The organism is Delftia sp. WSY_16, assembly GCF_043104415.1.
Classification (GTDB): domain Bacteria; phylum Pseudomonadota; class Gammaproteobacteria; order Burkholderiales; family Burkholderiaceae_C; genus Comamonas; species Comamonas tsuruhatensis.
Window position 1 is genome coordinate 121,767 of record NZ_JBICKS010000019.1, and the last position, 13,280, is coordinate 135,046.

At 68.9% G+C, this 13,280-nt stretch carries 11 protein-coding genes; 4 read left to right on the forward strand and 7 right to left on the reverse strand.

What is annotated here, in order from left to right; translation table 11 throughout:
* Nucleotides 1–37: 37 nt before the first annotated feature.
* Complete coding sequence (locus tag ACF8O7_RS09990) at nucleotides 38–517, forward strand: CYTH domain-containing protein (RefSeq protein ID WP_016451277.1); 480 nt, start codon at nucleotides 38–40, stop codon at nucleotides 515–517.
* A gap of 113 nt (nucleotides 518–630) precedes the next feature.
* Here the strand turns inward: ACF8O7_RS09990 and ACF8O7_RS09995 are convergent, their stop codons facing one another.
* Nucleotides 631–1,137 (reverse strand): GNAT family N-acetyltransferase, encoded by a 507-nt coding sequence (locus tag ACF8O7_RS09995; RefSeq protein ID WP_046985634.1) that lies wholly within the window; start codon nucleotides 1,135–1,137, stop codon nucleotides 631–633.
* Nucleotides 1,138–1,215: 78 nt separating this feature from the next.
* A complete protein-coding gene (locus ACF8O7_RS10000) occupies nucleotides 1,216–2,724 on the reverse strand; it encodes a PLP-dependent aminotransferase family protein (protein WP_046985635.1) in 1,509 nt (502 codons plus the stop codon).
* A gap of 156 nt (nucleotides 2,725–2,880) precedes the next feature.
* On the opposite strand from ACF8O7_RS10000, the gene gabT reads away from it, so the two are divergent.
* The 3 genes from gabT (at nucleotide 2,881) to ACF8O7_RS10015 (ending at nucleotide 6,781) form a co-directional block, all read left to right on the forward strand.
* On the forward strand, nucleotides 2,881–4,209 hold the full coding sequence (gene gabT, locus ACF8O7_RS10005; RefSeq protein ID WP_046985636.1) for a 4-aminobutyrate--2-oxoglutarate transaminase: 1,329 nt from the start codon (nucleotides 2,881–2,883) through the stop codon (nucleotides 4,207–4,209).
* A 31-nt stretch (nucleotides 4,210–4,240) separates the two neighbouring features.
* On the forward strand, nucleotides 4,241–5,698 hold the full coding sequence (locus tag ACF8O7_RS10010; protein ID WP_046985637.1) for an NAD-dependent succinate-semialdehyde dehydrogenase: 1,458 nt from the start codon (nucleotides 4,241–4,243) through the stop codon (nucleotides 5,696–5,698).
* Nucleotides 5,699–5,803: 105 nt separating this feature from the next.
* A complete protein-coding gene (locus ACF8O7_RS10015) occupies nucleotides 5,804–6,781 on the forward strand; it encodes a ketopantoate reductase family protein (RefSeq protein ID WP_046985638.1) in 978 nt (325 codons plus the stop codon).
* Here ACF8O7_RS10015 and ACF8O7_RS10020 read toward each other — a convergent pair.
* The 5 genes from ACF8O7_RS10020 to ACF8O7_RS10040 all read right to left on the reverse strand — a co-directional run bounded on the left by ACF8O7_RS10020 (nucleotide 6,769) and on the right by ACF8O7_RS10040 (nucleotide 13,260).
* Nucleotides 6,769–8,949, reverse strand: coding sequence for a TonB-dependent receptor domain-containing protein (locus tag ACF8O7_RS10020; RefSeq protein ID WP_046985639.1), 2,181 nt, complete (start codon nucleotides 8,947–8,949; stop codon nucleotides 6,769–6,771). The genes ACF8O7_RS10015 and ACF8O7_RS10020 overlap by 13 nt on opposite strands.
* A gap of 229 nt (nucleotides 8,950–9,178) precedes the next feature.
* The gene (locus tag ACF8O7_RS10025) at nucleotides 9,179–10,564 is read right to left on the reverse strand and encodes a sulfite reductase subunit alpha (protein WP_126310703.1); all 1,386 of its coding nucleotides are present in this window, start codon (nucleotides 10,562–10,564) and stop codon (nucleotides 9,179–9,181) included.
* Nucleotides 10,565–10,609: 45 nt separating this feature from the next.
* Entirely contained in the window at nucleotides 10,610–11,686 is a 1,077-nt protein-coding gene (locus tag ACF8O7_RS10030) for an FAD:protein FMN transferase (protein ID WP_126310705.1), read from the reverse strand.
* 41 nt (nucleotides 11,687–11,727) lie between these two features.
* A complete protein-coding gene (locus ACF8O7_RS10035) occupies nucleotides 11,728–12,546 on the reverse strand; it encodes a DUF4198 domain-containing protein (protein ID WP_126310707.1) in 819 nt (272 codons plus the stop codon).
* 186 nt (nucleotides 12,547–12,732) lie between these two features.
* Entirely contained in the window at nucleotides 12,733–13,260 is a 528-nt protein-coding gene (locus tag ACF8O7_RS10040; protein ID WP_016447595.1) for a DUF2271 domain-containing protein, read from the reverse strand.
* Between the last annotated feature and the right edge of the window lie 20 nt (nucleotides 13,261–13,280).

Below are 13,280 nucleotides of genomic sequence, written 5' to 3' on the forward strand. Positions count from 1 at the left end.
GCGATAGACTGCCGCCTTTGTCTGCAAGGGCATCAGCATGGCTCTCGAAATCGAACGCAAATACCTTGTGGCCGACCCCGGCGTCGTGACCGGCCTGACCGGCGTGCGCATGGCGCAGGGATACATCGCCGACAACGGCATGTGGGTGCGGGTGCGCATCGCCGGGGACACCGGATTTCTCACGCTCAAGGGGCCGGCACGCGGCATGAGCCGCGCCGAATTCGAATACCGGATTCCGCTGGCCGACGCCGAGACGCTGCTGGCCCAGCACTGCGCGCATGGCGCACTCGAAAAGGTGCGCTACATCGTGACGGTGGACGGCTTCGACTTCGAGGTCGATGTATTCGAAGGCCCGCTGGCCGGGCTGGTCACGGCCGAGATCGAACTGGCCAGCGAGGATATCCAGCCGCCCTCGCCCGCCTGGCTGGGAGCGGAGGTCACCGCTGATCTTCGCTACAGCAACGCGCAACTGGCCAAGACCCGGCAGGTGCCTTCACCGGCCGTGCTGCCGGGCTGATGCAGGACGGCCTTGTGGACGCCCCGGGGCTACGGGGGGGCTACACGGAGCCACCAGGGGGCGACAGAGGCCGCAGGGACTGACTGCCGGAACTTCCTGCGCTGTGCAGCGGCTCAGCCGCCGGCCCGGTCCAGGGCCATCGTCTGCACGCGCAGTTCGCAGCCCTCGCGCAGCGGCTGCAGCCCGCCCACAGGCCGGAAGCCGTTCGCCAGGTACAGGCGCATGGCGGGGGAGTCGGCATCGGTCACACCCAGCCGCACACGCTGCATGCCCTTGTGCCAGGCCCAGGCGACGGCCTGGGCCAGCAGGGCCTGGCCCACACCCCGGCCACGCACGGCGGGATCGACCCACATCTGGAAGAGATCGGCCACGCCGGGCTCGGGGGCACACAGCTTGCACCAGAGCAGGCCGCAGGCCTGGCCGCCGTTGACGGCGAAGAGCACCCTGTCCCTGCCGCCGGCAACGGCGGCCTGCAGCCGCGCAGCCCAGTCCGCGTCAACCCTTGCGGCCTCCGACTCCCAGGTGCTGCCGAAGGCGTCGGGTGCATCGCGCAGGGCACGCAGGCGGATATCCCGGTACTGCGGCCATTCATGGGGTTCAACGGGGCGGATGGAGATCATGGTGCGTCCTTAGGCAGACAAAAAAGGGTTGGCGTCGGGAGCCAAGGCGGCGCCTGGCCGGGTGGTCCGGCCCGGGCCTCAGCGCCGGCCATGCCGGGCTCCGAGCACTGCCAGCATGCGGAAGAAGGCTGCGCCTATCTCTTCCTCGGAAACGCAGGCGTACCCCAGCAGCAGGCCACGCCGCCGGTGCGGACCCGCGTAGTAGCGCGACAGCGGCTTGACGAAGATGCCGGCCTGCCGGAGGTCCTCGGCGAGCACGACATCATCGTCCTGCCCGGGCAGCTGCATCACGAAATGCAGCCCCGCGCCGCTGTCCACCCAGGGCAGGTGGTCGGCGCCCAGATAGCGCTCGATCAAGGCCATCAGCATGCGGCGGCGCTTGCCGTAGAGCAGGCGCATCTTGCGGATGTGGGCGGCGTAGTGGCCTTCCACGATCAGTTCGGCGATGACCTGCTGCGGCAGCTGGTGACCCTCTCGGTACAGCTCGGAATGGATGCGGCGCAGCGGCTCGGCCAGGGTCGGGGGCAGCACCATGTAGCCCATGCGCAGTCCCGGGTAGAGGGTCTTGCTGAAGGTGCCTATGTAGATGACGGGCGCGTCCTCCTCCATGCCCTGCATGCTGGGCACAGGGCTGCCGGAGAATCGGAATTCGCTGTCGTAGTCGTCCTCGACGATCCAGGCCCCCACCCGGCGCGCGTAGGCGATCAGCGCGCGGCGCCGCGCCATGCTCATGACGGCGCCCAGCGGGTACTGGTGCGAGGGAGTGACGAAGATCAGCCGCGGCACGGGCAGGCCGTCCGGCAGATGCATGCCCTCCTCGTCCACTGGCACGCTGTGCAGGCTCAGCCCGTGCTGCATGCGCAACACGTTGGCGATGCCCCAGTAGCCCGGCTCCTCCATCCAGACGCAGTCGCCAGGGTCGGCAAGGCTGCGCACCACCAGGTCGATGGCCTGGTGCACGCCTTCTGTGATCAGCACCTGGTCGGGCGCGCAGTTCACCGAGCGCGCCACGCGCAGGTGCTCGGCCAGCGCCTGCTTGAGCGCCTCCACGCCGCCGCGCGTGCCATAGGTGAGCAGCTGCGGCCCGGCGTGTCGCAGCAGGCGGTTGTGGATGCGCGCGTAGGCGGCGCGCGGGAACTGCGTCACGTCGGGCACGCCAGGCATGAAGGCGCCCCATTGCTGCTCCGAAGCCTGGGCGGTTTTCAGCAAGGCCTGTGCCTGCACGGACAGGCCGCCGCCAGGCGCAGGCGCTGCGGCGGCAGCGCGGCGGGCAGGTGCACGTCCGCCGCTCAGCAGCATGGCCGCAGGCAGGGTGTCGACCACCTGCGTGCCGCGCCCGACCTGGCTGCGCACATAGCCCTCCACCTGCAGCTGCTCATAGGCATGGTTGACGGTGTTGCGCGACACATCCAGCTCGCGGGCCAGGTCGCGCGAGGCCGGCAGGCGGCTGCCCGGCAACAGGGCCCCGCTGTCCACGGCCTGGCGCAGCGCCAGGTACAGGGCCCGGTTCAGGCGGACGCGGTCCCCGCCCAGCCCGCGCCAGTCCATCTGGAGGATGAGGTCCGCGCACACGGAGGGTTTTGCCATGTCTGCCTTGCCTGCGTTGCCTGCGTTGCCTGCCTTGTGGAAGCGATGGTGGCGAACTCAATTGGCACCATCATCTTTTCAAAAGATGGCTCCATTCATGGAACCAATCGCCACTATAACCGTAAGCATTGCAGCCACCTCAACGGAGACCTTCCCATGTCCAGCGCCGCCACCAACGACACCACCAGAGCCTCGTCCGTCAACCAGCAACTCCAGAGCCGGCGCACCGCCGCCATGCCGCGCGGCGTGGGCGTGATGTGCGGCTTCCACGCCGTGCAGGCCGACAACGCCTTGCTGACCGATGCCGAGGGCCGCCAGTACATCGACTTCGCGGCCGGCATTGCCGTGCTCAACACGGGCCACCGCCATCCGCGCGTGGTGCAGGCCGTGCAGCGCCAGCTGGAGTGCTTCACGCACACGGCCTTCCAGATCGTTCCCTATGAAAGCGCCATCGCACTGGCCGAGCGCATCAATGCACTGGCGCCCATCGACGGCCCGGCCAAGACCGCCTTCTTCACCACGGGCGCCGAGGCGGTGGAAAACGCCGTCAAGATCGCCCGCCATGCCACGGGCCGCTCGGCCGTGATCGCCTTCCAGGGCGCCTTCCACGGCCGCACCCAGCTGGGCATGGCGCTGACGGGCAAGGTGGCGCCCTACAAGCAGGGCTTCGGCCCCATGCCGGGCGAAGTCTTCCACGCGCCCTTCCCCAGCGATGTGCAGGGCATCAGCGTGCAGCAGTCGCTGGACGCCATTGCCATGCTGCTCAAGACCTCGGTGGACCCGCAGCGCGTGGCAGCCATCATCGTGGAGCCCGTACAGGGCGAAGGCGGCTTCAACCCCGTGCCTGCCGCGCTGTTCACGGGCCTGCGCCAGCTGTGCGACCAGCACGGCATGCTGCTGATCGCCGACGAGGTGCAGACCGGCTTTGCACGCACGGGCAAGCTGTTTGCCATGGAGCACTACAGCGTGCGGCCCGACCTGATCACCATGGCCAAGAGCCTGGGCGGCGGCCTGCCGATCTCGGGCGTGGTGGGCCGCGCGGCCGTCATGGACGCACCGCACCCCGGCGGCCTGGGCGGCACCTATGCCGCCAACCCGCTGGCCGTGGCCTCTGCCCATGCCGTGCTCGATGTGATCGATGAAGAGCGCCTGTGCGAGCGGGCCCTGGCACTGGGCAGCCAGCTGCGCTCGCGCCTGCAGGCATTGCAGACGCAGGATGCCGGCATCGCCGAAGTGCGCGGCCTGGGCTCGATGCTGGCCGTGGAATTCCACATTCCCGGCAGCGGCGAGCCCGACGCGCAGCGCGTGGCCGCCATCGTCCAGCGTGCGCAGCAGCAAGGCCTGCTGCTGCTGACCTGCGGCCTGTACGGCAACGCCATCCGCTTCCTCTATCCGCTGACGATTCCAGAGCCGCTGTTCGGCAAGGCGCTGGACATCATCGCCAACGCCATCACCCAGACCGCGCCCCAGCCGGTCGCGGCCTGAATCCATTCCACAGCCTGAGCCTTCCCGCACCATGAGTCTTTCACTGCAACGCCCCGATCTGTTCCGCCAGGCCTGCCTGCTTGCCCAGGGCTGGCACCCCGTGGGCTCCGGCCCCGCCATCGATGTCTTCAACCCCGCCACAGGCGAGCGCCTGGGCCAGGTACCCGCCCTGCAGGCCGGCGCGGCCGAGGCCGCCATCGCCGCCGCACAGCGCGCCCTGCCCGCTTGGGCCGCGCTGACGGGCAAGCAGCGCGCCGGCATCCTGCGCCGCTGGTTCGACCTGATGCTGGCGCACCAGGACGATCTGGCGCGGCTGATGACGCTGGAGCAGGGCAAGCCCCTGGCCGAGGCGCGCGGCGAGATCGCCTATGCGGCCTCCTTCATCGAATGGTTTGCCGAGGAAGGCAAGCGCGTGGACGGCGAGCTGCTGCAGTCGCCCAACGCAGGCCAGCAGCTGCTCACGCTGCGCGAGCCCATTGGCGTGTGCGCCGCCATCACGCCCTGGAATTTCCCGGCCGCAATGATCACGCGCAAGGCCGGCCCGGCGCTGGCCGCCGGCTGCACCATGCTGGTCAAGCCGGCCGAAAGCACGCCCTTCACGGCCCTGGCCCTGGCCGTGCTGGCCGAGGAGGCCGGCATTCCCGCCGGCGTCTTCCAGGTGCTGACCGGCCATCCGCAGGACATCGGCCAGGCGCTGACGCAAAGCCCCGTGGTGCGCAAGCTCAGCTTCACGGGCTCCACGACCACCGGACGGCTGCTGATGCGCCAGTGCAGCGACACGGTCAAGAAGCTGTCGCTGGAGCTGGGCGGCAATGCACCGTTGATCGTGTTTGACGATGCCGACATCGACCAGGCCGTGGCCGGCATCGTGGCCTCCAAGTTCCGCAACGCCGGCCAGACCTGCGTGTGCGCCAACCGCATCTATGTGCAGGATGGCATCCACGACGAACTGGCCCGCCGCCTGGCCCGTGCCATGGCGGGCTTCAAGGTCGGCAATGGGCTGGAGCCCGGCGTGACCCATGGCCCGCTGATCAACGAGGCGGCCGTGCAGAAGGTGGAAAGCCATGTGGCCGATGCGCTGTCCAAGGGCGCGCGCCTGCTGGCGGGCGGCAGGCGCCCGGTGCCGGGCCAGCTGTTCTTCGAGCCCACGCTGCTGGTCGATGTGAACGACAGCATGCAAGTCTGCGAGGAAGAGACCTTCGGCCCGCTGGCGCCGCTGTTCCGCTTCCATGACGAGGACGAGGTGGTGCGCCGCGCCAACGACACCATCTACGGCCTGGCCGCCTATCTGTTCACCAACGACAACCGCCGCATCTGGCGCGTGTCGCGCGCGCTGGAGTACGGCATGGTGGGCATCAACACCGGCCTGATCTCCAACGAGGTCGCGCCCTTCGGCGGCGTCAAGCAGTCCGGCCTGGGCCGCGAGGGCTCGCGCCACGGCATCGAGGAATACCTGGAGACCAAGTACCTGTGCCTGCAGACGGCATGAGGGTTGCCTGACGTCCGCAATGGCACCCGGCAGGGAAGACGGCATGGGCCTTCGACGGCAGCCTGGCTAGACTGGGCGCCATCAAAGGCCCATCCGATCTGCACCATGGACGCTTCTTCCGCCCGCCTCCCCTCTCCTTCCGAACCGCTGCGCATCGCCGTCATGGGCGCAGGCGCCGTGGGCTGCTATTTCGGCGCACTGCTGGCGCGCGCCGGCCACCAGGTCACGCTGATCGGCCGCCCCGCCCATGTGCAGGCCGTGCAGCAGCATGGCCTGCGGCTGGAGACGGCGACGCTGGACATCCAGGTGCCCATGCAGGCATCGACCGAGGCCAGCGCCGTGCGCGATGCCGATGTGGTGATGTTCTGCGTCAAGTCCACGGCCACCGAGGAAGCGGCCCGCGAGATGCAGCCGCACCTGGCGCCGGGCACCCTGGTGCTGACCATGCAAAACGGCGTGGACAACGACGAGCGCGTGCGCGCCGTGCTGGGCCCGTCCGTGGCCGTGGCCGCCGCCGTGGTCTACGTGGCCACGGCCATGGCCGGCCCCGGCCATGTGCGCCATTTCGGCCGCGGCGAGCTGGTCATTGCGCCGTCTGCACTCAGTGAACAGGTGGCCCTGCAGTTTGGCAAGGCAGGCATTGCCGTGCAGGTATCGCCCGACGTGCGCGGCGCGCTGTGGGCCAAGCTGGTGATCAACTGCGCCTACAACGCGCTGTCGGCGCTGTGCCAGCTGCCCTACGGCCCGCTGGTGCAGTCGCCCGGCGTGACGGACGTGGTGGACGACGTGGTGGCCGAATGCCTGGCCGTGGCCAGGGCCGACGGCGTGGCCCTGCCCGGCGACGTGCCCGCTGCCGTGCGCGGCCTGCCGGCCACCATGCCGGGCCAGTTTTCGTCCACCGCCCAGGACCTGGCGCTGGGCAAGCCCAGCGAAATCGATCACCTCAACGGCTACGTGGTGCGGCGCGGCGAGGCCCTGGGCGTGCCCGTGCCGCTGAACCGCACGCTGCAGGTGCTGGTCAGGCTGGCCCCTTCACGCATGCAGGCCAGCCAGGCGCCCCGGAACCCGCCTCAGAACTCGTAGTTGGCAGACACCCACAGGCGGCGGCCTTCCTGGTTGTTCGCGTAGCGGTTGCCAAAGATCACGGTGCCCTGGACCTGGCCCGGTACGTTGTAGGGCTGGTAGTCCACGAAATCCTTGTTGAACAGGTTGTAGATGGCCGCGTTGATGGTGAACTGCTTGCTCACGCGGTAGCTGCCGCCCAGGTGGAACTGGGTATAGGCCTTGTAGTTGCCCAGCGCGGCCTTGGCGGCCTGGGAGCTGGCGCTGGTGCCGGGGTCACGGTAGCGCTCGCTGCGGTACTCGGCGCGCAGCCACAGGTTCCACTGGGCACCCGGCTCCCAGTTCAGGCGGGCGTTGAGCGCGTGCCTGGGTGTGTCGCTCAGCGGGTTGCCACGGTTGGGGCCGCTCTTTTGCTCGCTCTTGGTGAAGGTGTAGTTGGCGCTGGCGTTCCAGCCGCGCGCCAGCGGCATGCGCGCACTCAGCTCCAGGCCGCGCGTGACGGCCTCGTCCACGTTGATGGACTGGCCGAAGGCATCCACCAGGGGCCAGTCGCCGAAGCTCACGCAGCCGGGGCGGTTGGGCGCTGCCGCAAAGTCGCAGTTGATCAGGCCCGGGCCGCTGGTGATCTTGTCCTTGAACTCGTTGTTGAACACCGTGGCGCTGCCCGCAAAGCCCGTGGGGCTGTCGAAATAGACGCCCAGTTCGGTGGTGCGGCTGGTTTCGGGCTTGAGGTTGGGGCTGCCCACCAGCGGCAGGCGGCCCTGCTGGCCGAAGCCGTTGATGCCGGGCGCCAGCTGCTCCACGCGCGGCGTCTTGTAGCCGTTGCTGACGCCGCCCTTCACGGTCCACTGCGGCGCGGCATTCCACACGCCGTAGATACGCGGGCTGAGCTTGCCGCCGAAGAGGCTGTGGCGGTCATAGCGCGCGCCCATGGTGAGCTTGAAGGCGTCGGTCAGGCTCCATTCGTCCTCGGCAAACAGGGCCTTCTGCGTGAAGGCGAACTTGTTCGGCGCCACGCCGTCCTTCATCTCGGCATCCCACCACTGGCCGCCCAGCGTGGTCAGGTGGGCACCCCAGGGCAGGACCAGCTTGCTGTCCAGCACCTTGCTTTCCACCTCCAGCGTGCGCGCGGCACCTGGCGTCGCGCCCGGGGTTCCCCGGGGAATGGTCCGGCCGATGGTCTCGGTCCGGTTGACCATGAAGCTGGTGTCCCAGGTTCCGAAGCCGTAGCGACCGGTATGGGCCAGCGTGAGCTGGTCACGGTTGTATTTCTGCTCGGGGCTGTAGCCTCCCGTGCCCAGCGTGCCCAACTGGCCCTGCGAGTTGTCATAGGTCTGGCGGCCCGAGTCCAGGTCCAGCGTGATGTCGTGGTGCCTGTTGGGCGTGAGCGCCAGGCGCAGGCCCAGGTTGTTGATCTCGGACTTGACGGGGTTGCCGCCCATGATGGGAACGGCTGGCTGGCCGTTGGCGCCCGCATAGGTGATGTCCGAAGCGGCCCGGCGCTGGGTGCTGCCGCGGATCGACAGGCCCAGCAGGTCCTCCTTGATGGGGCCGCTCAGGTAGAACTTGCCGGACTTGATATCACCGAACTCCGACTCTTGCTGCAGCGTGTAGTCGGCGCTGACGCTGCCCGTCCAGGTCTTGCCGACCTTGCGCGTGATGATGTTGATCACGCCGCCCATGGCGTCGGAGCCGTAGAGCGTGGACATGGGGCCGCGGATGACCTCGATGCGCTCGATGGCGCCGATGGGCGGCATGAAGCTGGTCTGCGTCTCACCAAAGCCGTTGGGCGTGACATTGCCGGCCGAGTTCTGGCGACGCCCGTCGATCAGCACCAGCGTGTAGTCGCTGGGCATGCCGCGGATGCTGATGTTCAGGCCGCCGGTCTTGCCCGCGGGGGCGCCTACGTCGATGCCTTCCACGCTCTCCAGCGCGTCGGTCAGGCTACCGAAGCGGCCCTTGGCCAGTTCCTCGCGCGGAATGACGGTGATGGAGGCCGGCGCCTCCTTGATGTCCTGCTCGAAGCCCGATGCAGAGACCACGACTTCGCGCAACTCGGTGGCGGCAGCCGCATTGCTTTGCGATGGGGTCTGTGCCGATGCGGCACCCGAAGCACAGATGGCGGCCACCAGGAGGGCCAGAGGGGAAGGACGCGACGGAAGAACGCCGCGCAGATCGCGATACGACATGCAAACACTCCAGAAACGGAAAACGGGCTGTGAGGCCCGTGCAACTCGCTTTGAAATCTTTGGTTATGCGATGGGATGGGGATATGTAACGAAATTATATGAACATTGAGAATCATTTCCATTCTCATGATCACAATAGGATTTATCTGTCGCACGGATGCTACTTTCCTAGGAGCAGAAAGCGCTGACGGCACCAATGCTTGCGCTGGCGCAAGCTGCTCTCACCACCTCAATACACGTCACGCCGGTAGCGGCCGCTGCGCACCAGCTGGTCCATTTGCGCCTCACCCAACACGGCGTGCAACGCCTGGTCCACGCCCTGGGCCATACCCTGCAGGCTGCCGCACACATAGATGGCGGCGCCCTGCGCCACCCATTGGCGCAGCACATCGCCGGACTGCGCCAGCAGGTCCTGCACATAGGCGCGCGGCGCGCCTTCGCTGCGGTCGCGCGAGAAAGCCAGGTCCAGGCGCTGCAGCACGCCGCCCTCGCACCAGGCCTGAAGCTCGTCGCCGTACAGCCGGTCGTGCGCGGCATTGCGCTCGCCGAACAGCAGCCAGTTGGGCCCCAGGCCTGCTGTGGCACGCGCACGCAGGTGGCTGCGCAGGCCGGCCAGGCCCGTGCCGTTGCCGATCAGCACCAGCGGGCGCTGCAGGTTGTCTTCCAGCCGGAAATTGCGGTGCGCACGCAGCCTCAGGGTGATGGCTGCACCCAGGGGCGCGCCCTGCGTGAGCCAGCCCGAGGCCAGGCCCGGCGAGCCATCCTCGCGCCGCGCCTGGCGCACCAGCAGGTGCACGCAGCCATCCTGGGCGATGGAGGCGATGGAGTACTCGCGCGGATGCTGCGGGTCCGCAGGAATGCAGACCTGCGCCAGGTCGCCGGACTCCCACAGCGCCGGCTCCGTTGCAGGGGGCTGCAGCTCGATGTGGAACACCGGCTCGCCTGCGCTGCCCGGGTTCATATGCCGGCGCGCGGCCAGCGTCCATTCGCTGAATACCGGCATCTCCCACGCAGGCATGTCACCCAGGCTGCTGATCTGGGTCAGCTGGTGCTGCCAGGCGGTGAGCGCCTGGGGCGCGCCGTTGTCCATTTCAATGCGCTCGAACCAGGGGCTGGCGCCTGCGGCGCGCAGCCAGCCGTCCAGCGCGCGGCCAAAGCCGCAGAACTGCGCGTACTGGCGATCACCCAGCGCCAGCAGGCCGTATTGCAGATGGGACAGGCCCTGCGCCTGCGCCATGGAGTGCGCCAGGAACAGGGCTGCGTTGTCGGGCGGATCGCCCTCGCCATAGGTGCTGGCGATGAACAGCGCCCTTTGGGTCTGCGCCAGCAGCTTCACATCAACGGCATCGAGGGCGCACAGATGCACGCTCTCACCGGCCGTATGCAGCAGCCGCGCAGTCTCGCGTGCCAGCTCCTCTGCCTGGCCCGTCTGGCTGGCATAGGCCACAAGCAGGGGGAGCGCGCCCTCGCGCGCCGAGGCCAGCGCCGCGGCTTCGTGCTGCGCCCGCGCGCGCTGGCGGCGCTCGCGCCACCAGATGGCGGCGCACATGGCCACATACAGCAGTACCAGGACAGCGGCTGCGAGTATGCGCAGCCCGGATTCGGACAGGAACATGGCGTGACCGGAAAATCTACACGGCGCAGAAAAGGTTAGGGGCGCTCACGGCGCCAGCGCGGCAAACGCCGTGGTCATCGCCATGGCAGGGCCCTGCGCCGTGCGCTCGCACAGCAGTGCGGCCACGCCGTGCTGCTCGGCAAAGTCCAGGCCCGCACGCGGCCCCAGCACGGTGAGCACGGTGGCCAGGGCGTCGGCCTGCATGCATTCGGCATGCAGCACGGTGACGCTGGTCAGGCCGTGCGCCACGGGCTCGCCGCTGCGCGGATCGATGGTGTGGGAGTAGCGGCGCCCGCCCTGCTCGAAGGCATGCCAGTGGTCGCCCGAGGTGGCGATGGCCATGTCGCGCAACGGCAGCGCCAGCGGCGTGGACTGGTCCGCCATGCTGGCCACGGCCACGCGCCAGGGCTGGTTGCCAGGGCGCTGACCGCAGGCCCGCAGCTCGCCGCCCACCTCGACGAGGAAATCGGTATGGCCCAGCGCCTGCAGGCGCTCGGTGACCAGGTCCACCGAATAGCCTTTGGCAATGCCGCTGAAGTCCACATGCACGGCGCCGGGCTGCAGCGCGCGCCGGCCTGCCAGGTCCAGCACGATGCGCTGGTAGCCCACGCGCTCGCGCACCCGCCGCAGTGCATCGGCATCGGGGATGCCGGCGCCCTGCGCCTTTTCCGCACGCGGGCCGAAGCCCCACAGCTCGACCAGCGGCCCCACGGTGGGGTCCCAGGCGCCGCCACTGGCCTGCGCCCAATCGAATGCACAGGTCAGCACGGTGAAGAATTCGGCAGGCAGCACATGCCAGCTGCCCGCCTCTGCGCGGTTGAAGCGCGAGATGTCGGAATCAGCCTCCCAGTTGCTCATCTGGCGCACGACCAGGGCCAGCGCAGCCTCTATGGCCTGGCGCGCCTCATCGAGCGGGAGGAAACCCGGGTTGTGCAGGCGCACGCTCCAGGTCGTGCCCATGGCCTCGCCGGTGAGTGTTTGCAGCGCGGCGGGGTCTGCCCGCCGCACGGCCTGCGGCGCGTAGCCGGAGACGGCAAAGGACGCCGCGCCCGTGGACACAGGCGCGGCGAGGCTCCGGCCTGCGCTGCCCTGCAACAGGGCGGGCGCGAAGCTCACGCGCACGGGCGCAGGCGCGGGCGGGGCCCCGGGTGGGGACGCAAGGCTCAGGGCAGCACCTCGAACGTGCCCACATAGGACAGGCGGCGCTCCTTGGCCTGGGGCAGCGAGGTCTTGTTGTCCTGGGCGTCGGCGTCCACCCAGTACATGCCGGCGGTGGGCCAGGTCACGCTGAACTCGCCCTTGGCGTCGGTCGTGGCCTTGATCTCGCCCTTGCTGTCGCGGTAGCGCGTGGCGCCGGGCACCAGCACGACTTCCAGGTTGGCGGCGGGCTTGCCGTCCACATGGAAGGCGAAGGTGGCCTTCTCGCCCTTGACCAGATCGTTGGGATGGGTCACGGGCACCAGCTCCAGCCCCTTGCCCGAAGCCTTGACGGCGCTGGGCTTGCCCACGGTCACGAAGGTCTCGATGCGGCCCACGGACTGGGTCACCTTCAGGTCCTGCGCGTCGGCGGGCACATCGGCGGCGAACTTCTCGGGCGAGCCGCGCCAGCGGCGGTTCTGGCCCGTGGCCTTGTCCTTCCAGGAGGCGAACAGGCCGTCGTTGACGATGGCCAGGCGGTAGGTCCCGCTTTGCTGCAGGTCCAGGTCGAACACGCTGCGCAGCTTGCCGCGATGGGCATTCTGCGGCGCGACGGCCGAGCCGTCCGGTGCCGAGACAACGAGGTTGTCCAGGCCCAGCGGCACGTGGTTGAAGAAGAACAGGTCGTTGGAGACGGCGGCATCCACCGTGATCCATTCGGCCTTGGACAGCACCGTGGTCGAGGGCAGCAGCCACAGGTTGTGGGCCTGGGCGGACTGGAAGGCGCCGCAGGCAATGGCGAGGCTGGCCGCCAGACGGATGGCAAAGCGGGTCTTGGACTTCATGAAGATTCTCCTTGGTTCGTGGATGGGGCTGGCACATGGGTGCCCCGCAAGATGCGTGGCCCGCCCACATGCGGGGCCCAGTTCAGGGATGCCGGGCAAGGGCCTGGCCGGCCGCGCCGCCCCGCAGCAATGGCGTCACCCGCCTCGTGAGGGGGAAGACGCGCAAGGCCTCAGGGGGTTTCAATTTCAAGGCTTGAGCTCGACGCTGATCTCGCCCAGCTCGCTGCTGCCCTTGGCGCTCAGTTGCTCGGCCTTGGCGGCAGGCCACTTGAAGGGCACGGTGACCACTTCGCGGCCGCCGACTTCGCGCGCGGCCTCGACCACGAGCTTGTACTCGCCGGGCGGCAGCTTGGCGAAGGGGTTGGCGCCTTCGGTGAAGCTCAGCTGGTGCTTGCCCACGGGACGCGTGGGGCTGGTCACGCCATCGATGGGCAGCGTCAGGTCGCGGCCCGTGCGGCGCCACCACTGGCGCATGTCCTTGAGCCACTTCGTGCCTTCGGCATTGCGCATCTTCACGTCGTACCAGACCGACAGCGTGGCGGCCACCGAGGCGTCGGCGCGCTCGATCCACACGGCCACATAGGGGCGGTGGTACTCGGCGACATCCAGGCGCGGGACCTCCACGCCCACGTTCAGGCCGGCGGCAAAGGCCGGGGCCGCGCCCAGGCAGGCGCCAAGCGCCATGGTGTAGCGCAGAGAGAAGTGCGGATTCATAGGCAAGGCTCTTTCGGTTC